This is a genomic window from Salinicola sp. JS01 (assembly GCF_030284585.1).
Lineage (GTDB): Bacteria > Pseudomonadota > Gammaproteobacteria > Pseudomonadales > Halomonadaceae > Salinicola.
Window position 1 is genome coordinate 3,534,984 of record NZ_CP127244.1, and the last position, 21,116, is coordinate 3,556,099.

General features: G+C 64.7%; 22 protein-coding genes. 15 read left to right on the forward strand and 7 right to left on the reverse strand.

Features of this window, described 5'->3' with window-relative positions; translation table 11 throughout:
- Positions 1-104: 104 nt before the first annotated feature.
- Complete coding sequence (locus QO259_RS16050) at positions 105-1,760, reverse strand: OpgD/OpgG family glucan biosynthesis protein (RefSeq protein WP_285950708.1); 1,656 nt, start codon at positions 1,758-1,760, stop codon at positions 105-107.
- Between the two features lie 285 nt (positions 1,761-2,045).
- Positions 2,046-2,576 (reverse strand): lactoylglutathione lyase, encoded by a 531-nt coding sequence (gene gloA / locus QO259_RS16055; protein WP_285950709.1) that lies wholly within the window; start codon positions 2,574-2,576, stop codon positions 2,046-2,048.
- Between the two features lie 276 nt (positions 2,577-2,852).
- On the opposite strand from gloA, the gene QO259_RS16060 reads away from it, so the two are divergent.
- A complete protein-coding gene (locus QO259_RS16060; RefSeq protein ID WP_285950710.1) occupies positions 2,853-3,395 on the forward strand; it encodes a C40 family peptidase in 543 nt (180 codons plus the stop codon).
- On the opposite strand, the gene QO259_RS16065 is transcribed toward QO259_RS16060, so the two are convergent.
- The gene (locus QO259_RS16065) at positions 3,365-4,351 is read right to left on the reverse strand and encodes an AraC family transcriptional regulator (protein ID WP_285950711.1); all 987 of its coding nucleotides are present in this window, start codon (positions 4,349-4,351) and stop codon (positions 3,365-3,367) included. The genes QO259_RS16060 and QO259_RS16065 overlap by 31 nt on opposite strands.
- 198 nt (positions 4,352-4,549) lie before the next feature.
- Between QO259_RS16065 and QO259_RS16070 the strand changes: the two genes are divergently transcribed.
- Positions 4,550-5,617, forward strand: a complete 1,068-nt coding sequence (locus tag QO259_RS16070) for an aldo/keto reductase (RefSeq protein ID WP_207033949.1) — start codon at positions 4,550-4,552, stop codon at positions 5,615-5,617.
- Positions 5,618-5,830: 213 nt separating this feature from the next.
- Positions 5,831-6,466: a peroxiredoxin gene (locus tag QO259_RS16075; protein WP_035475066.1), complete on the forward strand. Its 636-nt coding sequence runs from the start codon at positions 5,831-5,833 to the stop codon at positions 6,464-6,466.
- A 167-nt stretch (positions 6,467-6,633) separates the two neighbouring features.
- Here the strand turns inward: QO259_RS16075 and QO259_RS16080 are convergent, their stop codons facing one another.
- Positions 6,634-6,822: a hypothetical protein gene (locus QO259_RS16080; protein ID WP_285950712.1), complete on the reverse strand. Its 189-nt coding sequence runs from the start codon at positions 6,820-6,822 to the stop codon at positions 6,634-6,636.
- A gap of 179 nt (positions 6,823-7,001) precedes the next feature.
- On the opposite strand from QO259_RS16080, the gene QO259_RS16085 reads away from it, so the two are divergent.
- The gene (locus QO259_RS16085) at positions 7,002-7,526 is read left to right on the forward strand and encodes a GNAT family N-acetyltransferase (protein WP_285950713.1); all 525 of its coding nucleotides are present in this window, start codon (positions 7,002-7,004) and stop codon (positions 7,524-7,526) included.
- 162 nt (positions 7,527-7,688) lie between these two features.
- Here the strand turns inward: QO259_RS16085 and QO259_RS16090 are convergent, their stop codons facing one another.
- Entirely contained in the window at positions 7,689-8,729 is a 1,041-nt protein-coding gene (locus QO259_RS16090) for an LLM class flavin-dependent oxidoreductase (RefSeq protein WP_285950714.1), read from the reverse strand.
- A gap of 31 nt (positions 8,730-8,760) precedes the next feature.
- On the reverse strand, positions 8,761-10,335 hold the full coding sequence (locus tag QO259_RS16095) for a BCCT family transporter (protein ID WP_285950715.1): 1,575 nt from the start codon (positions 10,333-10,335) through the stop codon (positions 8,761-8,763).
- A gap of 283 nt (positions 10,336-10,618) precedes the next feature.
- On the opposite strand from QO259_RS16095, the gene QO259_RS16100 reads away from it, so the two are divergent.
- From QO259_RS16100 to QO259_RS16125, 6 genes are all read left to right on the forward strand, one after another.
- Positions 10,619-11,212: an amino acid synthesis family protein gene (locus QO259_RS16100; RefSeq protein ID WP_285950716.1), complete on the forward strand. Its 594-nt coding sequence runs from the start codon at positions 10,619-10,621 to the stop codon at positions 11,210-11,212.
- A 17-nt stretch (positions 11,213-11,229) separates the two neighbouring features.
- Positions 11,230-12,060: an alpha/beta fold hydrolase gene (locus QO259_RS16105; RefSeq protein ID WP_285950717.1), complete on the forward strand. Its 831-nt coding sequence runs from the start codon at positions 11,230-11,232 to the stop codon at positions 12,058-12,060.
- Positions 12,057-13,538, forward strand: a complete 1,482-nt coding sequence (locus QO259_RS16110; protein WP_285950718.1) for an aldehyde dehydrogenase — start codon at positions 12,057-12,059, stop codon at positions 13,536-13,538. The genes QO259_RS16105 and QO259_RS16110 overlap by 4 nt, the downstream gene beginning before the upstream one ends.
- Before the next feature lie 16 nt (positions 13,539-13,554).
- A complete protein-coding gene (locus QO259_RS16115) occupies positions 13,555-14,064 on the forward strand; it encodes a flavin reductase family protein (protein WP_285950719.1) in 510 nt (169 codons plus the stop codon).
- 110 nt (positions 14,065-14,174) lie between these two features.
- Positions 14,175-14,912, forward strand: a complete 738-nt coding sequence (locus QO259_RS16120) for a GntR family transcriptional regulator (RefSeq protein ID WP_285950720.1) — start codon at positions 14,175-14,177, stop codon at positions 14,910-14,912.
- Entirely contained in the window at positions 14,909-15,484 is a 576-nt protein-coding gene (locus QO259_RS16125) for an NUDIX hydrolase (RefSeq protein WP_285950721.1), read from the forward strand. The genes QO259_RS16120 and QO259_RS16125 overlap by 4 nt, the downstream gene beginning before the upstream one ends.
- Here QO259_RS16125 and ribB read toward each other — a convergent pair.
- Positions 15,469-16,632, reverse strand: a complete 1,164-nt coding sequence (gene ribB / locus QO259_RS16130) for a 3,4-dihydroxy-2-butanone-4-phosphate synthase (RefSeq protein ID WP_285950722.1) — start codon at positions 16,630-16,632, stop codon at positions 15,469-15,471. The genes QO259_RS16125 and ribB overlap by 16 nt on opposite strands.
- An 86-nt stretch (positions 16,633-16,718) precedes the next feature.
- Between ribB and QO259_RS16135 the strand changes: the two genes are divergently transcribed.
- From QO259_RS16135 to QO259_RS16155, 5 genes are all read left to right on the forward strand, one after another.
- Complete coding sequence (locus tag QO259_RS16135) at positions 16,719-17,012, forward strand: DUF1330 domain-containing protein (RefSeq protein WP_285950723.1); 294 nt, start codon at positions 16,719-16,721, stop codon at positions 17,010-17,012.
- A 344-nt stretch (positions 17,013-17,356) separates the two neighbouring features.
- On the forward strand, positions 17,357-18,286 hold the full coding sequence (locus QO259_RS16140) for a metal ABC transporter substrate-binding protein (protein ID WP_285950724.1): 930 nt from the start codon (positions 17,357-17,359) through the stop codon (positions 18,284-18,286).
- 116 nt (positions 18,287-18,402) lie between these two features.
- Positions 18,403-19,251: a manganese/iron ABC transporter ATP-binding protein gene (locus tag QO259_RS16145; RefSeq protein WP_285952788.1), complete on the forward strand. Its 849-nt coding sequence runs from the start codon at positions 18,403-18,405 to the stop codon at positions 19,249-19,251.
- Positions 19,248-20,162: a metal ABC transporter permease gene (locus QO259_RS16150; protein ID WP_285950725.1), complete on the forward strand. Its 915-nt coding sequence runs from the start codon at positions 19,248-19,250 to the stop codon at positions 20,160-20,162. Before QO259_RS16145 ends, QO259_RS16150 begins: the two co-directional genes overlap by 4 nt.
- The gene (locus QO259_RS16155; RefSeq protein ID WP_285950726.1) at positions 20,159-20,998 is read left to right on the forward strand and encodes a metal ABC transporter permease; all 840 of its coding nucleotides are present in this window, start codon (positions 20,159-20,161) and stop codon (positions 20,996-20,998) included. Before QO259_RS16150 ends, QO259_RS16155 begins: the two co-directional genes overlap by 4 nt.
- Positions 20,999-21,116 lie beyond the last annotated feature (118 nt).

Sequence of the window (21,116 nt, forward strand, 5' to 3'; positions counted from 1 at the left end):
TGCGCGGCGCCGGTCTAGACCCACACCGCCAGACGCAAGCAGGGCGGCCATCGGGCCGCCCTGCGTCATGGTGTCCGGCGGATATCCGCCGCCCGAGGCGTCGTTCAGCTCGCCTGGTTGGGGTGCGCCGGGTACTGGCGCTCCTCCGGCGCCGGCGGGAAGTACTGATAGAGCCAGGTCTCGCTGACCGTCTTGCCGTCGGCGTTGAGGGTCAGGCGCATGTTGATCGGGTCGGTGGAGTCGCTGGTCGGATACCAGTCGAACTGGATACGGAAGGCGTCGACCTCCTCCACCCACAGGATCTCGACCTGTTCGACCTTGCCCTCGGGCACATCGAGCTGGGCATGCACCGGAATCCCATCGTCATAGAAGTGCTTGAGCTCGCCGCCGATGAAGTCGACCGCGATACGCTGCGCCCACACCTTGGGGTAGTGCTCGCCCGGCGCCCACCCTTCGGGGAAGCCACCGACACCGGTGAAGGTCTTGCGCACCCGCGCCAGGTCGCTCTGCACCGGCGGCAGCGCGCTCCAGTAGAGCTTGTAGCCGTAGCTGAAGGTCTCGCCGGGCTGCACCGGCTTGGCCGGTTTCCAGAACGCCACCACGTTGTCCATGGTCTCGCCGGTGGTGGGGATCTCCAGCATCTGGATCTCGCCCTTGCCCCAGTTGCCCTTGGGCTCGACCCACAGGCTCGGACGCGCGTGGTAGTTGCCGACGATATCTTCGTAGCTCTCGAAGTCGTGATCCGTCTGCAGCAGCCCGAAGCCCTTGGGGCTGTCGTCGTCGAAGGTGTTGAACTGCAGCCGCGGCGGATTGTTGAGCGGCCGGCACACCCACTCGCCGTTGCCGCGCCACATCGACAGGCGATCGGAGTCGTGGATCTGCGGGTGGAAGGTCAGGCACATGTCGCGCTGCTGGGTGCCGCAGCTGAACATGCTGGTCATTGGCGAGATGCCGAGCTGGGCAATCGTCTCGCGCGGATAGAGATGCTTGTCGATCTCCATCACCACGCGGGTCTCTTCGCAGTGGATGATGAAGCGGTAGGCCCCGGCGAGGCTCGGTGAATCGAGCAGCGCATAGGCGGTGAAGGTGGTACTACCCGGCTTCGGCGTCTCGAACCAGAAGCGGGTGAAAGCGGGAAACTCCTCGCGCTCACCGTCGGTATAGGTGTTGACCGCCACGCCGCGTGCCGACAGCCCGTACTGATAGGTGTCGTCGACCGCGCGGAAGTAGCTGGCGCCGAGGAACGAGACGATGTCGCGCTGGGTCAGCGAGGGCGCCTTGAACACACGGAAGCCGGCGAAGCCGAGATCGCCCTGGCCCTCGAGCTGGGAGACGTCGACATCCGCCTTGCTGTAATCGAACAGCTCAGGGCGGAAGTGGATCTCCTTGGCCTGCTGCGTCTGCGGGTCGATCGAGTACATCCGCACGGGCTGATTGAAGGCCATGCCGACATGGAAGAACTGGATATCCAACGGCCCCTTCATGTCGTGCCACAGCGAGTGGGCCGGGTCGTAGCCGATGGCGTTGTACTGCTGCGGGGTGAGGTTGGCCAGCGTCGGCGGCAGCTTCTCGACCGTGCTCTGGTAGGGCTTTGCCGCCAGCGAGCCGGCGTACTCCTTGAGCCAGTCGAAACTGAACGCCTGCGACTTGCCATCGGCGATACCGCTGGAGGCCTTTGCCGCCGCGAACAGTGGCGCCGAAGGCACGCCATACCAGGCCGCCAGCGCGATGGCGCTTTTCAGTACACTTCTACGATCCATGAACACCCCATCCTTTTTCGTCTCGAGTCCGACCGCGGTGGACCAACGATTGGCAGCATACCCGATCGTCGCGCGCCGGGCTGCATCGATAAAAGCTCATGATAAGACGCTGGCCGGGCGGATGGGTTCCCGGGCAGAGCCGGTCTTGGCGCGGCGTCGATGGCGACCCGGCACACGTGGCGACTCAAGCGGGGGAAGTGAGAGAAGCGCGGGGTGATCGCGAGAAGCAGCGCGGGTGGCCGGCGTCAGGGCGACGCCGGCCAGCGCCGCGCGAAGGCGTGCGGCTCAGTCGCCGAGACCGGCGGAGAGCGAAGGCTGCACCACCTCGATCCAGTAGCCGTCCGGGTCCTTGACGAACACCACGTTGGGCATCTTGCCTTCGTCGGCGCGCTTCTTGAACTCGACGTCATTGGCGTCGAACCAGCGCTCGGCGGCGGCCAGATCCGGCACCGCGAAGCAGATGTGGCCGAAGCCCTGGGGCTCGGCGTTACCGTCGTGATAGCTGAGTTCGGGGTCGTTCTCGCTGCCCCAGTTGTGGGTCAGTTCGAGCACGCCCTTCTGCGAGAAGGTGTAGGCGGTGCGTTCGGCATCATCCTCCGGCACCGCTCCGGCCTCGGCGTGGCCGAGGAAGTAGAGCGTGAACTGCATCTCCGGGAAGTCGAGCTTGCGCAGCAGGCGCATGCCGAACACCCGGGTGTAGAACGCCAGCGAGACCTTCGGGTCCTTGGCCCGCAGCATGGTGTGGTTGAACACGAAGCCCTGGCTCTCGGCGGTGGCGGGCTCGACGCCCCGCACCTGGTCTTCGGCGATACTCATGGGCACTCTCCTTCTCTGTATGATCGATGATGATGCAGGCGCGTCGCGGCCAGGCTGGATGCCGTTCGCGACCACGGCATTTAGTGCTTGAAAGCCTATGGCCTCGAAAATCTATGTCCTCAAAAACCTATGGCCTCGAAAACCCATAGTCGTGAAAACCTGTACATAGAGAGATGGGGGGCATACCCCGGCGTCTCAACCGGGCAGGGGCGACGCGCTGTTGCCCGCCCGCCACCTGCTCTACACTCCTGACAAACCGGCGCGAGACGAGTTGGCATGGCGACACCCGCAATACGCTGTTCTGCAACGGGCCCGAGCGGTGCGCACATCAAGGCCCCTTTCCGAGGTCTGGGATGGCTGCTGCTATGCAGCCTGCTGCTACTTGCCGGCTGCAGCACCCAGAAGGCCATCGTCACCCGCGACAGCGGCCCGGCGATCGATGGCGACAACCTCTCGATCTCGCGCATCCTGGTGATGGCCGCGGCCAAGGATGCCCTCGGCACGCCCTACCGCTGGGGTGGCAGCACCCCCGCCGGCTACGACTGCTCGGGCCTGGTACAGATGGCCTACGCCAAGATCGGCGTGCAGCTGCCACGCACCTCCAACGAGCAGTACCACGCCCTGCCCGAGATCGACGTCGCTCGCCCCGGCGACCTGCTGTTCTTCGGCGGCGGCAACCGCGCCACCCATGTCGGCATCTACATGGGCCACCGCCAGATGATCCACGCCCCCGGCAGCGGGCGCACGGTAACGGTCTCATCCTTGGACGTACGCTACTGGCGCCAGCACTATCTGGGAGCGGCGGCCCCGGCCGACTGACCCGGCTCGCCGCGGCGCCAGCGCTGGCGGTCCTGCTGCGCCGAGAGCCCGAAGCAGCGCCGATATTCGCGACTGAACTGGGACAGGCTGGCGTAGCCCACGCGCTGCGCCGCCAGCGTCACCTCCAGATCCTCGCCCAGCAGTAAGCGCCGCGCCTCCTGCAGACGTAGCCGCTTCTGATACTGCAGCGGGCTCATCGCCGTGAGCGCCTTGAAGTGATGATGAAAGGCGGAGACGCTCATGTGCACGCCAGCGGCCAGCTCGGCGATCGTCAACGGCTCGGCGTACTGCTCGCGCAGCCGGCGCACCGCCGCCGCGACCCGATGGGCGTGGCTCTCCTGGCTGGCGATCTGGGCCAGCCGCGCGCCCTGCTCACCACGCAGCAGGCGGTAGAAGATCTCGCGCCGCAGCATCGGCGCCAGTACCGGAATATCCGCCGGCGTCTCGAGCAGCCGCAGCAGGCGCACGCAGGCCTCCAGCAGCGGCGTTTCCAGTTCGCTCACGCTGAGCCCGCTCGGGGTCCCGCCGCTAGCGATGGCGGGCAGGCCGGGGTCACGCAGCAGCTCGCCGATGCACTCGAGATCCAGATCCAGGCGCAGCCCCAGATAGGGGCGTTCACGGCTGGCCTGGGTGACCTCGGCCAGCACCGGCATATCCACCGCGGCGAGCAGGCTGTGCATGGGGTCGTACTCGAACAGCGCCTCGCCCACCGCCAGCCGCTTGGCCCCCTGGGCGATCACGCTGAACACCGGGTCATGAATGACGTGGCGCGGCGCCTGCGGCGCGTCGAGCCGGTTGATGCCGAGCCCGGGGATCGCCGTGGGCAACTTGCCCTGGCGCCCGCGGGTCAGACGATCGAGCAACTCGACCAGCTCCTCACGCAGCGCCCAGGCATTCGCCGCGGCCCCCTCCTGGCGTGCCGACGCCGCCAACTCGCCTATCCGATAAAGCTGCACGGCCCCGCCCTCCTCTCTGTCGCGCCGGCCCAGCTTACGCCAAGCCGACAGCCGGCGTGGCAGCAATCACCACGACAGCGAGTTTTGAGCAAATATCCGACCGGATCGAGCCAGTCGCCGCACCCGGCCTTGACCATACTGTGGTGACACCGGCGACGCTCGACGCCGGCCTTTCACCCGCGTTTCAGGAGCTCTCCCATGCGTTACAGCAAGCTCGGCAACACCGGCCTATTCGTCTCCGAACTCTGTCTCGGCACCATGACTTTCGGCGGCGACGGCGATATGTGGCGCCAGATCGGCGATCTGCAGCAGGCGGACGCGGATAAGCTGGTCGGTCGCGCGCTGGACGCCGGCATCAACTTCATCGATACCGCCGACGTCTATTCCCAGGGCCAGTCCGAGGTGATCACCGGCCAGGCGCTCAAGAACCTCGGTGTGGCCCGTGACGACGTGGTGGTGGCGACCAAGGTCTTCGGCCCCACCGGCACCAATGACCCCTACCGCTCGACCGGGGTCAACAATCGCGGCGCCTCGCGCTATCACATCATGGAGGGGGTCAAGGCGAGCCTGAAGCGGCTGCAGCTCGAGCATATCGACCTCTACCAGATTCACGGTTTCGACCCCGCCACGCCGATCGAGGAGACCGTGCGCGCCCTGCACACCCTGGTCGAGCATGGCCACGTGCGCTATGTCGGCGTCTCCAACTGGGCAGCCTGGCAGATCATGAAGGCGCTGGGGATCGCCCAGCGCAACGGCTGGCACCGCTTCGAGTCGCTGCAGGCCTACTACACCGTGGCTGGGCGCGACCTGGAGCGTGAGCTGATCCCCCTGCTCGAGAGCGAGGATCTGGGGCTGATGGTGTGGAGCCCGCTGGCGGGTGGGCTACTCAGTGGCAAGTACAGCCGTGACGGCGAAGCCCAGGCCGGTGACCGCCGCGCCAGCTTCGACTTCCCGCCGGTCGACCGCGAGCGCGGCTTCGACTGCATCGACACCATGCGCGAGATCGCCGACGCCAAGGGCGTCTCGGTGGCCCAGATCGCCCTGGCCTGGCTGCTGCACCAGCCCCGCGTGACCAGCGTGATCGTCGGCGCCAAGCGCCTCGATCAGCTCGACGACAATATCGCCTCGACCGGTGTCACGCTGAGCGACGACGAACTGGCGCGGCTCGACCAGGTCAGCGCGCTGCCCGCCGAGTACCCAGGCTGGATGCTCGAGCGCCAGGGCGACTACCGCCGCGAGCAGCTGCGCCAGGCGCGCAAGCGCTAATACCGCGTCGAATCCTGCGCAGGGCTTGAGAAACGCCTGCAGCGCTACCACCTCAGACAGAGAGCGACATTCCGGGGCGGCGCTGCCACCCGGGGTGTCGGGCATGTCGTTAGCGCCAGCGGTTGTTTCACACGTTCCCGGCGCTGCGTCATGATGAGTGTCCGATTCCGGCTTCACGGCCACCCCAGGTCAACAGGCAAACAGGAGAGTGTCATGGCGTTACAGCTCGGCGATACCGCCCCGGACTTTACCCAGGAGAGCACCGAAGGGCCGATCTCGTTCCACCAGTGGGCAGGCGACAGCTGGGTCATCCTGTTCTCCCACCCGGCCGACTTCACCCCGGTGTGCACCACCGAACTCGGCGAAGTCTCGCGCCTCAAGCCAGAGTTCGAGCGCCGCAACACCAAGGCGATCGGCCTCTCGGTCGACCCGCTGGACGACCACCAGCGCTGGGTCGGCGATATCGAAGAGACCCAGGGCTGCGGGCTCAACTTCCCGCTGCTGGCGGATGCCGACCGCTCGGTGAGCGAGGCCTACGGCATGATCCATCCCAACGCCAGCGGCACCAACACCGTGCGCTCGGTGTTCATCATCGATCCGGCCAAGAAGGTGCGCCTGACCATTACCTATCCGCCCAGCACCGGGCGCAACTTCGCCGAGATCCTGCGCGTGCTCGACAGCCTGCAGCTGACCGACGGCTACAAGGTCGCCACCCCGGTCAACTGGCAGGACGGCGACGACGTCATCATCGTGCCGTCGATCGACAACGAGAAGGCCAAGGAGCTGTTCCCCAACGGCTGGGACGAGAAAAAGCCCTACCTGCGCGTGACCAAGCAGCCCAACAAATAAGCCGGCTGCCCGATCTCGTAAGATCGTTGTATGAAAAGCGCCGTAAAAAGCGCGACAAGCAAGTCCTGAAAAAAAGCCCGCGCTCATCGAGCGCGGGCTTTTTTGTCTGGCAGTCTTGGCTTACGGTCTTGGCTTGCAGTCTTGTCTTGCGAGCGAGCAGCAATGACTCAGCAACGTGAGCAGGACTTCAGCGCCTTGCGCACTTCGCGCGTCAGGCGCGGCTGCGCCTCGCGGGCCGGCAAGCGCAGCGTGGCCGAGCGCGCCAGCATCATCACCATGACACGCACTACGTGGGCAACCACGTAGATAACCACGGCCATGATGATCAACGCCTTGATGCGCCCTGAGATTTTCACGCTGCGTCTCCTTGCGAGAGGGATATTGGGGGGATTGACAGCAAGGATATAAGCACAAGAGTGTGACGGAAAATTGAAGGCGTCGATAATCGGTATGCGGGTCATCGATGAGCTCGAATGCCCCTGACTCACGCTCTCCGATTAGACTGTTCCCAGAAGCGGAGCAAGTGGGCGGCAACATGACCGACAGCATCGTCATTGCAGATACCGGCAGACTCCGAATGCGCGGATTTCAGCCAGCCGATATTGGCGCGCTGTCAAAGATTCTGGCCGATGCAGGGGTCATGCGGTTTTCGCTTCATGGCCCTTACAGCACTGAAAAGACTCGTGATTTTATTGCAGCCAACCGGGCTTGTCAGGCAGAGCGAGACTTCGCGTTGTGGGCTTTGGAAGACAGAGCCCACGGGGTGCTGCTCGGCTTCTGCGGACTGAGTCAGACAGAACTCAATGGCAGGCAAGAGATCGAGCTCGGTTATCGTCTCGCCAGGAGAGCCTGGGGTACCGGCCTCGCCACCGAAGCGGCCAGCGCCGCACTTCGCTACGGGTTTGAGCAATGCGGCCTGGATTCCATCATTGCGATCGTCGACATCGGCCATCGAGCGTCGGCCAGGGTCGCCCAAAAGACCGGCATGCGCCGTGAGGCACGATCCCGGTACCATGACTCGACAATCGACATCTACCGTCGGCATAACGGCCTGAAGTAAGTCTCGACGGTCGAGCAGCCCTGCGAAGAAACTCACCACGTTCTCTTCGAGCCCCCCGCTAGCAGCGCCTCCTGCACCAGCCGCGTGAGCAGATCGAGAGCGGGGGTCGCGGCCCATAGGCGGCCACGACACCCCGCAACCGTGCAACCGGGCGCTGGCGTGCTAGGCTGCGAAGCGCGGCATCACGTCGCGAATGAAGCGTTCCAGCGAGCGCTTCTTCTCCTCGAACGACAGGGTATTGTCGGTCCAGTAGCTATACTCGGTGATGCCCAGGGACTCGTAATAGCGCAAGCGCTCGGTCAAGGCGCCCGGCGTCCCCACCATCATGTTGCGGTGCAGGCTCTCGAGGGTGAATTCGGGATTGTCGGCCACGCTCTCGGGGCTGGCCGGGGGCATGTAGCCATCGGTCACCGGCGACTCGTTCTTGAACCAGCCAAGGAAGTGGCGGTAAAAGCGGTTGAGCCCTTCGGCACCGACCCTCCAGCCCTCCGGATCGTCTTCTTCGTGGACATAAGTGTGGCGCAGCAGCATCAGCTCCGGCCGCGGCACCTCAGGATGCTTGGCGCAGGCAGTGGCGAACTTGTCCGCCAGGTCGGCCACCTCCTCGTCCCCCTTCATCAGCGCCGTGACCATGACATTGCAGCCATTGGCGACCGCAAACTCGTGCGAGCTGGGATCGCGCGCCGCGATCCACATCGGTGGCATCGACTGCTGGGGCTTGGGTACGCAGGTGCTGGTAGGGAGCTGGTAGACCTCGCCCTGATGGGCATAGTCGCCCTGCCACAACGCCTTGATCGCCGGCACCATCTCACGTAGCGCGGCACCGCCCTCCGAGGCCTTCATACCGGGCACCAGGCGGTCGAACTCGTACTGGTAGGCACCGCGCGCGATCCCGAACTCGAGACGGCCGTTGCTGATCACATCGAGCATGGCGGCTTCGCCGGCCAGGCGCAGCGGATCCCAGAACGGCGCGATGAAGGTGCCGGCGCCCAGCCGGATCCGCGAAGTCTTGGCCGCCAGGTAGGCCAGTTGCTGGCTCGGGCTGGGCGACGCCGTGTACTGCATGCCGTGATGTTCACCGATCCAGATCTTGTCGAAACCGCCCTGTTCGGCGATCAGGGCCAGTTCGCACAGCTCCTCGAACAGCTGCCGGTACTCTTTGTCCTGATAGCGTTCCATGTGCAGAAAGAGAGAGAACTTCATCATTGCCTCCAAGGTGAACGTGGTGGGGTCATTACTGCCAAGATGCGTAGCGTTTCGGGCTGGGGCTGCGGCCGTCCTCGACCAGGGCCTTGAACAGGCAGAAACACATCAGCAGCAGTACCACCGAGAAAGGCAGCGCAGAGGCGATGGCAGCGGTCTGCAGCGCCTGCAGGCCGCCGGCGACCAGCAGGACGGCAGAGGTCGCACCGAGGAAAAGCCCCCAGAAGACGCGCTGCAGTTGCGGCGGGTGCGCCTCCCCGCGCGAGAGGATGGTGCAGATCACCAGGGTTCCCGAGTCGGCCGAGGTGACGAACCAGGTGATGATCATCAGCGTCGCCATGCCGATCATGGTGATGCCGAGCGCGCCACCAGCGACGGAGTCGATGGTGTGGAACAGCACCGAGGCGAGATCCTGCGACGCCAAGCTGGCCAGATCGACTCCGGCGAAGAACTGCAGGTGCAGCGCGGTACCACCGAAGATGGCGATCCAGGCTCCCGCCGCCAGCAGCGACGCCGCCATGCCGCCGAGCAGCACCTGCCGAATGGTGCGACCGTAGGAGATCCGCGCGATGAACATGCCCACGAACGGGCCCCAGGAGAGCCACCAGCCCCAATAGAATAGGGTCCACCAACTCTGCCACTGGTCACTGGGATCGGTATTGACCCACAGCCCCATCGGGATCATGTCGAGTAGATAGCCGCCGATCGTCTTGCCGAAGGTGGTCAGCAGAAAGATCGTGGGCCCGGCAATGATGAAGAACGCGAACAAAATCATGCTGAGATGAATGTTCCATTCGCTCAGCAGCCGAATCCCCTTCTTCAGCCCGGAGACGACCGATAGCGTCGCCAGCACACTCACGATCACGACCAGAACCACCTGGTGCGTGGTGCTGATGCTCAGACCGAAGAGCTGGTTGAGCCCGGCATTCATCTGCGCCACCCCCAGTCCCAGCGTGGTCGCGGTGCCGAACAGGGTGGCAAAGATCGCCAGCAGATCGATGGCATGACCCAGCGGGCCGTAGATGTGACGTCCCAGTAGCGGATAGAACGCAGAGCGGATGGTCAACGGCAGGCCGCGCCGATAGGAGAAGTAGCCGAGCATGGCTCCGATCAGGATGTAGATCGCCCAGCCGTGCAGGCCCCAGTGAAACAGCGTGATCCGCAGCGCCTGCTCGCCGCTGGCCAGTGACCCCGCCTCGATCCCCGCCATGCGCTGAAACGGATTGCCCTGCATATGGGTGAGAGGCTCGGCGATGCTGAAGAACATCAGGCCGGTGCCGACCGAGGCGCTGAACAGCATCGCGAACCAGCTGAACCACTTGAATTCGGGGCGATCCTCGTCACGCCCGAGGCGGATGCCGCCCCATGGAGAGAGGATCAGCACCACGGCCGCCAGCAGCACCAGGTTGACGGTGGCGATGTAGTACCAGCCCAGCCGCTGCGTGATGAAGTTCTTGATCGAGGTATAGGCCGCCTGCGCCGTATCCGGCATCAGCACGGTAAAGAGAATGAAGGCGATGACCATGGTCGTCGCTGCCACCGTGGTCGTGACGTCGACACCGGCCAAAGGCCCGGATCGAGGAATGTCCTCTCGCGTATCGTGCATCTGCCTCTCCTGTCGGGTGCCTCGGGCCGAACCGGTCCCGCCACTGTCAGCCGAAGCGCGTCATTGTTTTTTGGATTTTGGTATACCGTAATACAAAACTCTAAACTCAGAGAGGTATCCAGTCACCTCAAAAAAGGCCGCCTGATACCAAAGTTCAATTCGTAACTTCCGCGAGATTCGCTGCCGATTCATGGGGTTTGACTTTTTGTATTATGGTATGCCAAAAATAAAAACGATCGCAGAGCCGCGCGCCGGCCTGTTCACCAGCTCAAGGGAGAGCGCCATGAGTTTCGAGATTCGCAAGATCGTCAGCTACCGCGAGACCACCTTCATCGAAGGCGGCCGCGCCGGCGACCGGCCTGTGACCATGCTGGGTATCGCAGCCGTGGTGACTAATCCGTGGGCCGGCCGGGGCTTCGTCGAGGACCTGAAGCCCGAAATTCGGCAGCACTGCTCGGCGCTGGGTGAAGAGATCGTCGCGCGCCTCCTGCGCGAGATGCCGGGTGAGACCATCGAGGCCTACGGCAAGGCGGCCGTGGTGGGTGCAGAGGGTGAGATCGAGCACGCTTCGGCGATCATCCATACGCTGCGCTTCGGCAATCACTACCGCCGTGCGGTCAACGCTCAGAGCTATCTCAGCTTCACCAACAAGCGCGGCGCCCCGGGCACATCCATTCAGATCCCGATGATGCACAAGGACGACGAGGGCTTCCGCTCGCACTACATCACGCTCGAGATGCGTATCGAGGATTCCCCCCGCGCCAACGAAATCGTGGTCGCGCTGGGTGCCGCAGACGGTGGCCGCCTGCATCCGAGGATCGGCAACCGTTATCAGGACCTCGAGGAGCTTGCGGCGGAGGGTGACACCGGACAATGAGTTCCCGGGACGCGAGCATGCACACCCTCCAGGCGCGCGAGACGCCAGCGGGCACGCGCTACTGGCGGGCGGGCCATGGCCCCAGCGTGGTGCTGATCCATGGCGTCGGTCTCGATGCCACGATCTGGTCGGCCCAGTTCGCGGCGCTGGCCGAGCGTTACGACGTCATCGCCTATGACATGCTAGGCCATGGCGCGAGCCCGCGGCCGCCCTCCGGCTGCACCCTGGAGGATTACACCGCCCAGACCTGCGAGCTGATGGATGCCCTGCAGATAGACACGGCAGCGATCGTCGGTTTCTCGATGGGGGGCCTGGTGGCAAGGCTGATGGCGCTGGATCACCCCCAGCGCTGCTGGGCGCTGGTGATTCTGGCCAGCGTCTTCGAGCGCAGCCCGAGCCAGATCGAGGGCGTGGGCGAGCGCCTGGCACAGGTGCGTGCCGAGGGCCCGGCTGCCAACGTCGATAGCGCTATCGAGCGCTGGTTCAGCCCCGCCTACCGAGCCACTCATCCACAGGCCATCGCGCACATTCGCGACATGGTGGCCAGTAACGATCCAGATGGCTACACCGCCAGCTATGCGCTGTTCGGCAGCGAGCACAACGTCGGGCGAGACCGCCTGTCACAGATCGATGTGCCGGTTCTGGTCGCGACCGGCGACGACGACCCAGGCTCGACCCCGGCCATGGCCCGGCGCTTGAGCCAGCGGCTGGCCAACGCCGAGTGCCGGATTCTGCCGGCCATGCGGCACATGTTCGTGATGGAGCATCCACGCGTCGCCACCGAGCTGATCGCCAACTTCCTCACGACCCACCATTGCGCTCACTCGCGTGGAGAGATGCAGTCATGACACTCGAGCACATGCAGATGTACATCGACGGACAGTGGTGCGATGCGCAGGACGGCGCCACTTTCGAGAGCTTCGATCCGGTCACCGCCGCGCCCTGGTGCCGCTTCCCCGATGCCGGCGAGAAGGATATCGACAGCGCGGTAGAGAGCGCTCACCGCGCTTTCAGGCAGGGCGAATGGCCGACGCTGACTGCCTCGCGCCGTGGCCAGATGCTCAACCACCTGGCCGACCTGATCGCCTCGGAAGCCGAAACGCTGGCGCAGCTGGAGAGCCGTGACAACGGCAAGCTGATCCGCGAAACCCGCGGCCAGGTCGCCTATCTGCCTGCCTTCTTCCGCTACGCCGCGGGGATGGCCGACAAGGTCACCGGCGATACCCTGGCGCTGGACAAGCCCGACATGTTCGGTGCCACGGTGCGTGTGCCGCTGGGCGTGGTCGCTGCCATCATCCCCTGGAACAGCCCGCTCTATCTGACCGCGATCAAGCTCGCACCAGCGCTGGCAGCGGGTAACACCCTGGTCATCAAGCCCTCGGAGCACGCCTCCGCCAGCCTGGTCGGGCTGCTGAGGCTGGTCGAGCGCGCCGGCTTCCCGGCGGGCGTCGTCAATCTGGTGACCGGCTACGGCGCCACCGCCGGCGCTGCCCTCACACGCCATCCCAAAGTGCGCAAGATCGCGTTCACCGGAGGCGCCGAGAGCGCCCGTCATGTGGTCCGCGGCAGCGCCGAGAACTTCGCCCAGCTATCGCTGGAGCTCGGCGGCAAGTCGCCCAACATCGTCTTTGCCGACGCCGATCTCGACAGCGCCGCCAACGGTATCGTCGCCGGCGTCTTCGCCGCCGCCGGGCAGAGCTGTGTCGCCGGCTCGCGGGTGCTGGTCCAGGAGCAGGTTCTGCCCGCGCTGCTGGAGACCCTGCGCCGGCGTACCGAGACCATCGTCATCGGCCGCCCCGACGACCCCGCGACCGAGATGGGGCCGATGGCCACACAGGCCCAGCTCGAAGCGGTCGAGCGCCGCGTACGCGATGCCGAAGCGCAGGGCGTGGAGCTGATCCACGGTGGCCGCCGTCCGTCAGGCGACGCCGCGGGGTGGTACTTCCAGCCCACCATCCTGCTCACCCGCGATCCGCAGGCACGCATCGTGCGCGAGGAGGTCTTCGGCCCGGTGATGGTGGTGATGCCCTTCCGCGACGAGGCCGAAGCCCTGGCGCTGGCCAATGACGCCGACTATGGCCTGGCCGCGGGTATCTGGACCCGCGACGTGGCACGGGCGCACCGACTGAGCCGCGACATCCGCGCCGGCATCGTGTGGGTCAATACCTATCGGGCGGTATCGGCAATGGCGCCCATCGGCGGCTTCGAGGCCAGCGGCTACGGTCGCGAGTGCGGCCCGGACAGCGTCAAGGACTACACCGAACTGAAGACGATCTGGATCAATCTCTCCGATGAGCCGATGCCAGACCCCTTCGTCATGCGTTGAGAGAGAGGAGACCGTCATGACCCCGAGCGTCAGCGACAACTACAAGCGCGTACTGGGTTCGTTCCCCAGCGGCGTCACCGTCGTCACCACCCTGGATGAGCAGGAGCGCCTGGTCGGTTTCACCGCCAGCGCCTTCTCGGCCGTCTCCATGGACCCGCCCTTGGTGCTGGTCTGTCCTGCCCTGACATCGGACTCCTATCCGGTGATCTGCAGAAGCGGGCGCTTCACCATCCATATTCTGGGCCACGACCAGGAAGAGACTGCTTACCGCTTCGCCTCCAAGCGCCCCGACAAGAGCGAAGGCATCGCCTGGCAGCGTTCGCCGCGAGGGCATGCCATTCTCGCCGGCGCTGCCGCCTACCTGGAGTGCCGGCTATGGGAGAACTATCCCGGGGGCGACCACGCCATCATCGTCGGCGAAGTGGAACATCTGACGCTGTGCGATGACAGCCCCGATCCGCTGCTCTACTGCCGCGGCATGATGAGTCGACTGCCCGAGGCGCTGACCACGCGTCCGTGCGGCTAGCCGCGGCGGGCCCCGGCGCCATGCTAAGATCGAGCTCTCGAGGCACGTGCGTCGGCCCTGCCGACGGCGGCCTCTCGCTCGCTCAATCGGACGCCAGGGACACGTCAGCGATGAAAAGAACCCCCATGGACGACAGCCTCAAGGTGACCCGCCCCCAGGTCACCCTGCGCGAAATGGTCCTCGAAAAGCTCCGCGAAGCGATCATGAACTTTCAGTTCCTGCCCGGAGATCGCCTGGTCGAACGCGACCTGTGCGAACGCCTCGGCGTCAGCCGCACCTCGGTGCGCGAGGCATTGCGGCATCTGCAGGCCGAAGGGTTGGTCGAGCAGAGCGGCACCCGCGGGCCGCGCGTGGCGGTGATCTCGCTGCAGGACGCCCGCGACATCTATGAGCTGCGCTGCAGTCTGGAGAGCCTGGTCGTGCAGCTGTTCACCCAGAAGGCGACGGCCGTGCAGATGGCTCAGCTCGATGCCGCCTGGGAGGTACTCAAGACGCATCTGCGCAGCGGCAAGACAGATGCCATCGTGGAAGCGGTCAGTACGTTTTATGGCGTGCTCTACGATGGCTCCGGCAACCGCGTCGCCGGGCAGTTGCTGGCCCAGTTACAGGCCCGCGTGAGCTATCTGCGTGCAACCACCGTCTCGCGCTCGGGGCGCTATCGCGAGAGCTTCCGCGAGATGTCGCGCATCGTCGAGGCGATCCGGGCGCGCGACGCCGCCGCGGCGCATCAGGCCTGTGTCGCCCATATCGAGTCCGCCAGTCGCATCGCGCTGGAGATGCTGGCCGAGCGCGACGGTGTCAGCGCCGATCCCATCACCCCTCCCTTACCGGTCGAGAACCTGCCGTGAATCCACTCCACCCCGCCGCCCGCCACTGCCCCCAGTGCGGCCACGCGCCGCTGGAGCAGTGCGTGCCGCCGGGTGATACCCACATGCGGCTACGCTGCCCTGCCTGTGCCCACCTGATCTATGACAACCCGCGCGTCATCGCCGGGGCGATCATCGATGAAGGCGGGCGCATCGCGCTGTGTCAGCGCGGCATTCCGCCCGGCGTCGGGCGCTGGACGCTACCGGCGGGGTTCATGGAGCACGGCGAGAGCGTCGAGGAGGCCGCCGCGCGGGAGGTCATGGAAGAGACCGGGATGCGGGTCGAGATCCGCTCCCCCTACTCGATTTTCAGCGTCCCGCCGACCAACGAGATCTATCTGATCTATCGCGCCACCCTGGTCGTCCAGGAGACCGAGCCTGGCCCCGAAAGCCTGCAAGTGCAGTGGTTCGGCGCCGACGATCTGCCGTGGCAGGAGATCTTCTACCCTGCCATCGGCCAGATTCTCACGCGCTACTTCGACGAAGGCCTTACCGGCCGCCACGGCGTCTACAGTGGCAGCATGGAAAGCGGGCACATTCACTTCATCTCGTGAGTGCCATCCTCTGCCCCTTGCGGCGTCAGCGTATCCACGACCTCCAGCCCAAACCCCGCCAACCCGCGGTAGGGGCCCGGCGCGCCCAACAGCTGTATCCGAGTCACGCCAAGCCGCGCCAGGATCTGCGATCCGGTGCCGGTACGCGCCTTGTCGCGACGCAGCCTGGTCAGGTCACCCTGCTGTATGTGCACGGCCCGTGACAGCAACGAAGTCGGCGAGTCCTGGTGCGCAAGGATGACCACGACGCCCTCGCCCTGCGCGGCGATCGTTTCCAGTGCCTGCCACAGCGTCCAGCCCAGCGGGGCGCCGGGCACCCGCGCTCCGACCAGATCGCGCAGCGGATCGGTGACATGGACATATACCGGAAAAGCGCGCTCGGCATCGGGCGTGCCCATCATCAGCGCCAGATGAACCTCATCGTCGACACTATCGGCGAAGCTGTAGAGCTCGAACCGACCATGCACGGTGTCGAGCGCCTGGTGGCCAACGCTGGCGATGGTCTGCTCGGTACTCGAGCGATAATGGATGAGGTCGGCTATGGTCCCGATGCGGATCCCATGCTGCCGAGCGAAGGCCAGCAGCGAGTCGCGCTTGGCCATGCTGCCATCCTCCTCCATCACCTCCACGATCACCGCGGCTGGCTCCAGGCCCGCCAAGCGCGCCAGGTCACAGCCGGCCTCGGTATGCCCTGCGCGCTGTAGCACGCCCCCTGGCTGGGCACGTAGCGGAAAGATATGCCCCGGGCTGACGAGATCCCGCGGGCTGGCATCGGGTGCCACTGCTGCACGCACGGTGGCCGCACGGTCGGCGGCAGAAATGCCGGTGGTGACGCCCTCACGTGCCTCGATCGAGACCGTGAAGGCGGTCGTGTAGCTGGAGCCGTTGTCGCGCACCATCAGCGGCAACTCTAAATGATCGCAGCGCTCCCCGCTCAGCGTCAGGCAGATCAGCCCGCGGGCGTGGCGGGCCATGAAATTGATCGCCTCGGCACTGACATGGTCCGCCGCGAGTACCAGGTCACCCTCGTTCTCGCGGTCCTCGTCATCGACCATCAGGACCATTTTCCCGGCACGCATGTCAGCGATGATCTCTTCGATCGTATCGAAAGGCGTGTCGTCACGGCAGGTGAGAGGCTTGGCAGTCATGGCATGGTCCAGTCAGAGGGGAGAAGATATGCTTCCCCATTCGTTTTGGCATACCATAATACAAAAAGCAATCAACGGAGAGCGACATGCCCAAGGCTTACTGGATCGCCACGGTCAAAATCACACAGCCCGAGCGCTACCATATGTATCAGCAGCTGGCACCGACGGCCTTCGAGGCTTACGGTGGGCGCCTGCTGGTACGCAGTGATCAGCCCAAAGTGCTGGAGAGTCGTGACGGCCAGACACCCGAGCGCTGCGTGATCTTCGAATTCCCGAGCCTGGAACAGGCCCTAGCCTGCTATCACTCCACGGAATATCGCGAGGCGCGCGCCGCGCGGCGTCATGCTGCGATCGTCGATATCACCATCGTGCCCGCCTGAGCTCACCTTGGGCTCAACCCAGCGGCCCTTCGAAGAATTTCACCGCGTTCTCTTCTAGCCCTTCCGGGTAGTCGCCGCCCTCGTCCACCAACAGCGTGGGCAGATCGAGGGCGGCGACTTCGAATCTCCCTCTTCTCGAATTGTCGTCGATCTTCTCTCGATCAACGTCGCTCCCTTCTTCACAGCCGAATCAACCGATGCTATAAATCAAAACCAAAGGAATACTATTTAACCATGGTGAAAAATCGCGCTAACGTCTCGCGCTCGAAGCACCGCCCAGGCTTGGCGCAAGACGAGACGGCCGCGGCTACCCTTCAAAACCTCATGTCGAGTAGGAGCGCTTCATGCCTGGGATGATGTATCGACGTTCGACGCTACTGCGGATCATGACCTTTGTGACGCTGATGATCACGCTGCCAGCCTTCGCGCAGGATGACACGCATCACAAGTTCAAGGCGGTGACGACGTTCACGGTGATCGCAGATATGGCCAAGAACGTGGCCGGGGATGCCGCCACCGTGGAGTCGATCACCAAACCGGGCGCCGAGATCCACGACTACTCGCCGACACCCGGCGATATCATGCGCGCCCAGGGCGCCGATCTGATCCTGTGGAACGGGCTCGATCTGGAGCGCTGGTTCGAGAAGTTCTTCCAGCACCTGCATGACGTGCCCAGCGTGGTGGTCTCCGACGGTGTCGAGCCGATCGGCATTGCCGGCGGCCCCTACGCTGGCAAGCCCAATCCGCACGCCTGGATGTCGCCGCAAAACGCCCTGATCTACGTCGACAACATCCGTGATGCGTTCATCCAGTACGATCCGGCCAACGCCGACACCTATCGCGCCAATGCCGCGGCCTACAAGGAGAAGATCGAGGCGGCCATCGCACCGATCCGTGCTGCGCTCGCCCAGATTCCCGTAGACAAGCGCTGGCTGGTCTCCAGCGAAGGCGCCTTCTCCTACCTGGCCCGGGACTTCGGCCTGAAGGAGCTCTATCTCTGGCCGATCAACGCCGACCAGCAGGGCACGCCGCAACAGGTGCGCCACGTGGTCGACGAGGTGCGCACCCGCCAGATCCCCGCCGTGTTCAGCGAGAGCACCATTTCCGCCAAACCGGCACAGCAGGTCGCGCGTGAAACCGGCGCCCACTACGGTGGCGTACTCTATGTCGACTCGCTGAGCGCCGCCGATGGCCCGGTACCGACCTACATCGATCTGCTCGAGGTCACGTCCCGGACGGTGGCCAACGGCCTGACCGAAGGGGTCAATCAATGAGTCGAACCGACGCGCACGCATCATCGAGCGTCTGTGCGACCACCGCTGCCCGACCGTCCAAGGTCGCCGACACTCGACCGTCCAAGGTCACCGAAGCCCGACCGTCGGGTGGTGGTATCGCCGTCCAAGACGCCACGGTGACGTACCGCAACGGCCATACCGCGCTGAGAAGCGCCAGTTTCCAGATCCCCACCGGCACGATCACCGCGCTGGTCGGGGTCAACGGCTCCGGCAAGTCGACGCTGTTCAAGGCGATCATGGGCTTCGTACGGCTCGCCAAGGGCGAGATTCGCGTGCTCGACCGCTCGGTCAAAGCGGCGCTGAAAAGCCATCTCATTGCCTATGTCCCGCAATCCGAAGAGGTCGACTGGCAGTTTCCCGTCCTGGTCGAGGACGTGGTGATGATGGGGCGCTACGGCCACATGGGCATGCTCAGAATCCCCAAGCGCCAGGATCGCGAAGCGGTCGAGACGGCCCTGGCCCGGGTCGACATGAGCGATTTTCGCCAGCGCCAGATCGGCGAACTCTCCGGCGGCCAGCGCAAGCGCGTCTTCCTGGCCCGGGCGCTGGCCCAGGATAGCCGGGTGATTCTGCTCGACGAGCCGTTCACCGGGGTCGACGTCAAGACCGAAGATCAGATCGTGGCGCTCCTGCGCGAACTGCGCGAGGAGGGCCGGGTCATGCTGGTCTCGACGCACAATCTGGGCTCGGTGCCGGAATTCTGCGACCGCACCGTGCTGATCAAGGGCACCGTACTCGCCCACGGGCCGACCGACGAGATATTCACCCAAGCCAATCTCGAAAAGGCCTTCGGGGGTGTACTGCGCCATTTCATCTTCGAGCACGACAAGGACGAGACATCGCGCCAGTCGGTGGGCGTTTTCACCGACGACGAGCGCGCGCTGGTGCTGCACAACGGCATCGCAGCACGCCAGCGCCAGTCGCCGGAGGACAGCCAGACATGAGCGAGCTGCTCTCCTATCTTTGCGAGCCGTTCGGCTATCTTGGCGAACCGTTCGGCTATGGCTACATGCGCAACGCCATGTGGGTCTCGGCCCTGGTGGGCGGCGTCTGCGCCTTTCTCTCCTGCTATCTGATGCTCAAGGGCTGGTCGCTGATCGGCGATGCGCTGTCGCACTCGATCGTGCCGGGCGTGGCCGGGGCCTACATGCTCGGTTTGCCGTTCGCGCTCGGCGCCTTCTTCGCCGGCGGTCTCGCCTCGGCGGCGATGCTGTTTCTCAACCAGCGCAGCAAGCTGAAGGAGGACGTGATCATCGGGCTGATCTTCACCGCCTTCTTCGGCCTGGGGCTGTTCATGGTGTCGCTAGCGCCGACGGCGGTGAACATTCAGTCGATCGTGCTCGGCAACGTGCTGGCGATCACGCCGAGCGATACCCTCCAGCTCGCCCTGATTGGCGTCGTCTCGCTCGCCGTGCTGCTGGTCAAGTGGCAGGACCTGCTGGTGACCTTCTTCGACGAGAACCACGCCCGCTCGATCGGACTCAACCCAACCGCGCTCAAGATCACCTTCTTCACGCTGCTCTCGGCGTCCATCGTGGCCGCACTGCAGACGGTGGGCGCCTTTCTGGTGATCTGCATGGTGGTCACGCCCGGCGCCACCGCGTATCTGCTCACGGACCGTTTTCCGCGGCTACTGGTCATCGCAGTCACGATCGGCACGCTGACCAGCTTCATCGGCGCCTATGTCAGCTACTTCCTCGACGGTGCCACCGGCGGCATCATCGTCGTGCTGCAGACGCTGATCTTTCTGAGCGCCTTCTTCCTGGCGCCCAAGCACGGCATGCTCGCCGCGCGCCGCCGGGCGTCGCGCACCCTGCACGAAACGCAGTCGCTGCTCCGGGAGGAAACCCGATGAGTCTCGCTCAGTGGCTAATCGCCCCGTTCCAGTTCGACTTCATGCTCAACGCCATGATCATCGCCATGCTGGTGGCGGTTCCCATGGCGCTGCTCTCCTGCTTTCTGGTGCTGAAAGGCTGGGCCTTGATGGGGGATGCGATCTCGCACGCGGTCTTCCCCGGCGTGGTGATCTCTTACCTGATCGGGATACCGCTCGCCGTCGGCGCCTTCGCCGCAGGCATGTTCTGCGCGGTCGCCACGGGCTTTCTCAAAGAGAACAGCCGCGTCAAGCAGGATAAGGTGATGGGCATCGTCTACTCGGGCATGTTCGGACTGGGGCTGGTGCTCTATGTCGAGATCCAGTCGACGGTACATCTCGACCATATCCTGTTCGGCAATATTCTCGGCGTGGGAGCGCGGGACATCGTCGAATCGGCGTCGATCGCGCTGGTCACGGCGGGGGTGATCGGGCTGAAGTGGAAGGACTTTCTGCTCCACGCCTTCGACCCGACCCAGGCCCGCGCCGTCGGCCTGCACACGCGCTGGCTGCACTACGGCCTGCTCTGCCTGATCTCGCTGACCATCGTCGGTGCGCTCAAGGCCGCGGGCATCATCCTCGCCATTGCGCTGCTGATCGCCCCCGGCGCAGTCGCCTTCCTGCTGACCCGGCGCTTCGGCGTCATGCTGATCGTGGCGGTGGCGATGTCGGTAGCGGTGGCTTTTCTCGGCGTCTACCTGTCGTTCTTCATCGACAGCGCGCCAGCGCCGACCATCGTGCTGCTCTATACGCTGGTGTTCGTGATCGCCTTCGTCCACTCACTGCGCCAGACGGCCAAAAGCGAAGCGACGATATGAGACGAAGCGACGATATGAGACGAAGCGATGGTGTGGGAAGAAGCCACGGTGTGAGGCAAATCATCGACGGGTGTGACAAAGCGGATGAAAGAAAAACGGATGAAAGATGAGTGCCGCG

Excerpts from the sequence above, each read along its gene's own strand:
- QO259_RS16050 (WP_285950708.1), bottom strand. The coding sequence starts at position 1,760 with ATGGATCGTAGAAGTGTACTGAAAAGCGCCATCGCGCTGGCGGCCTGG.
- gloA (WP_285950709.1), bottom strand. The coding sequence starts at position 2,576 with ATGAGTATCGCCGAAGACCAGGTGCGGGGCGTCGAGCCCGCCACCGCC.
- QO259_RS16060 (WP_285950710.1), top strand. The coding sequence starts at position 2,853 with ATGGCGACACCCGCAATACGCTGTTCTGCAACGGGCCCGAGCGGTGCG.
- QO259_RS16070 (WP_207033949.1), top strand. The coding sequence starts at position 4,550 with ATGCGTTACAGCAAGCTCGGCAACACCGGCCTATTCGTCTCCGAACTC.
- QO259_RS16075 (WP_035475066.1), top strand. The coding sequence starts at position 5,831 with ATGGCGTTACAGCTCGGCGATACCGCCCCGGACTTTACCCAGGAGAGC.
- QO259_RS16085 (WP_285950713.1), top strand. The coding sequence starts at position 7,002 with ATGACCGACAGCATCGTCATTGCAGATACCGGCAGACTCCGAATGCGC.
- QO259_RS16090 (WP_285950714.1), bottom strand. The coding sequence starts at position 8,729 with ATGAAGTTCTCTCTCTTTCTGCACATGGAACGCTATCAGGACAAAGAG.
- QO259_RS16095 (WP_285950715.1), bottom strand. The coding sequence starts at position 10,335 with ATGCACGATACGCGAGAGGACATTCCTCGATCCGGGCCTTTGGCCGGT.
- QO259_RS16100 (WP_285950716.1), top strand. The coding sequence starts at position 10,619 with ATGAGTTTCGAGATTCGCAAGATCGTCAGCTACCGCGAGACCACCTTC.
- QO259_RS16105 (WP_285950717.1), top strand. The coding sequence starts at position 11,230 with ATGCACACCCTCCAGGCGCGCGAGACGCCAGCGGGCACGCGCTACTGG.
- QO259_RS16110 (WP_285950718.1), top strand. The coding sequence starts at position 12,057 with ATGACACTCGAGCACATGCAGATGTACATCGACGGACAGTGGTGCGAT.
- QO259_RS16115 (WP_285950719.1), top strand. The coding sequence starts at position 13,555 with ATGACCCCGAGCGTCAGCGACAACTACAAGCGCGTACTGGGTTCGTTC.
- QO259_RS16120 (WP_285950720.1), top strand. The coding sequence starts at position 14,175 with ATGAAAAGAACCCCCATGGACGACAGCCTCAAGGTGACCCGCCCCCAG.
- ribB (WP_285950722.1), bottom strand. The coding sequence starts at position 16,632 with ATGACTGCCAAGCCTCTCACCTGCCGTGACGACACGCCTTTCGATACG.
- QO259_RS16135 (WP_285950723.1), top strand. The coding sequence starts at position 16,719 with ATGCCCAAGGCTTACTGGATCGCCACGGTCAAAATCACACAGCCCGAG.
- QO259_RS16140 (WP_285950724.1), top strand. The coding sequence starts at position 17,357 with ATGCCTGGGATGATGTATCGACGTTCGACGCTACTGCGGATCATGACC.
- QO259_RS16150 (WP_285950725.1), top strand. The coding sequence starts at position 19,248 with ATGAGCGAGCTGCTCTCCTATCTTTGCGAGCCGTTCGGCTATCTTGGC.
- QO259_RS16155 (WP_285950726.1), top strand. The coding sequence starts at position 20,159 with ATGAGTCTCGCTCAGTGGCTAATCGCCCCGTTCCAGTTCGACTTCATG.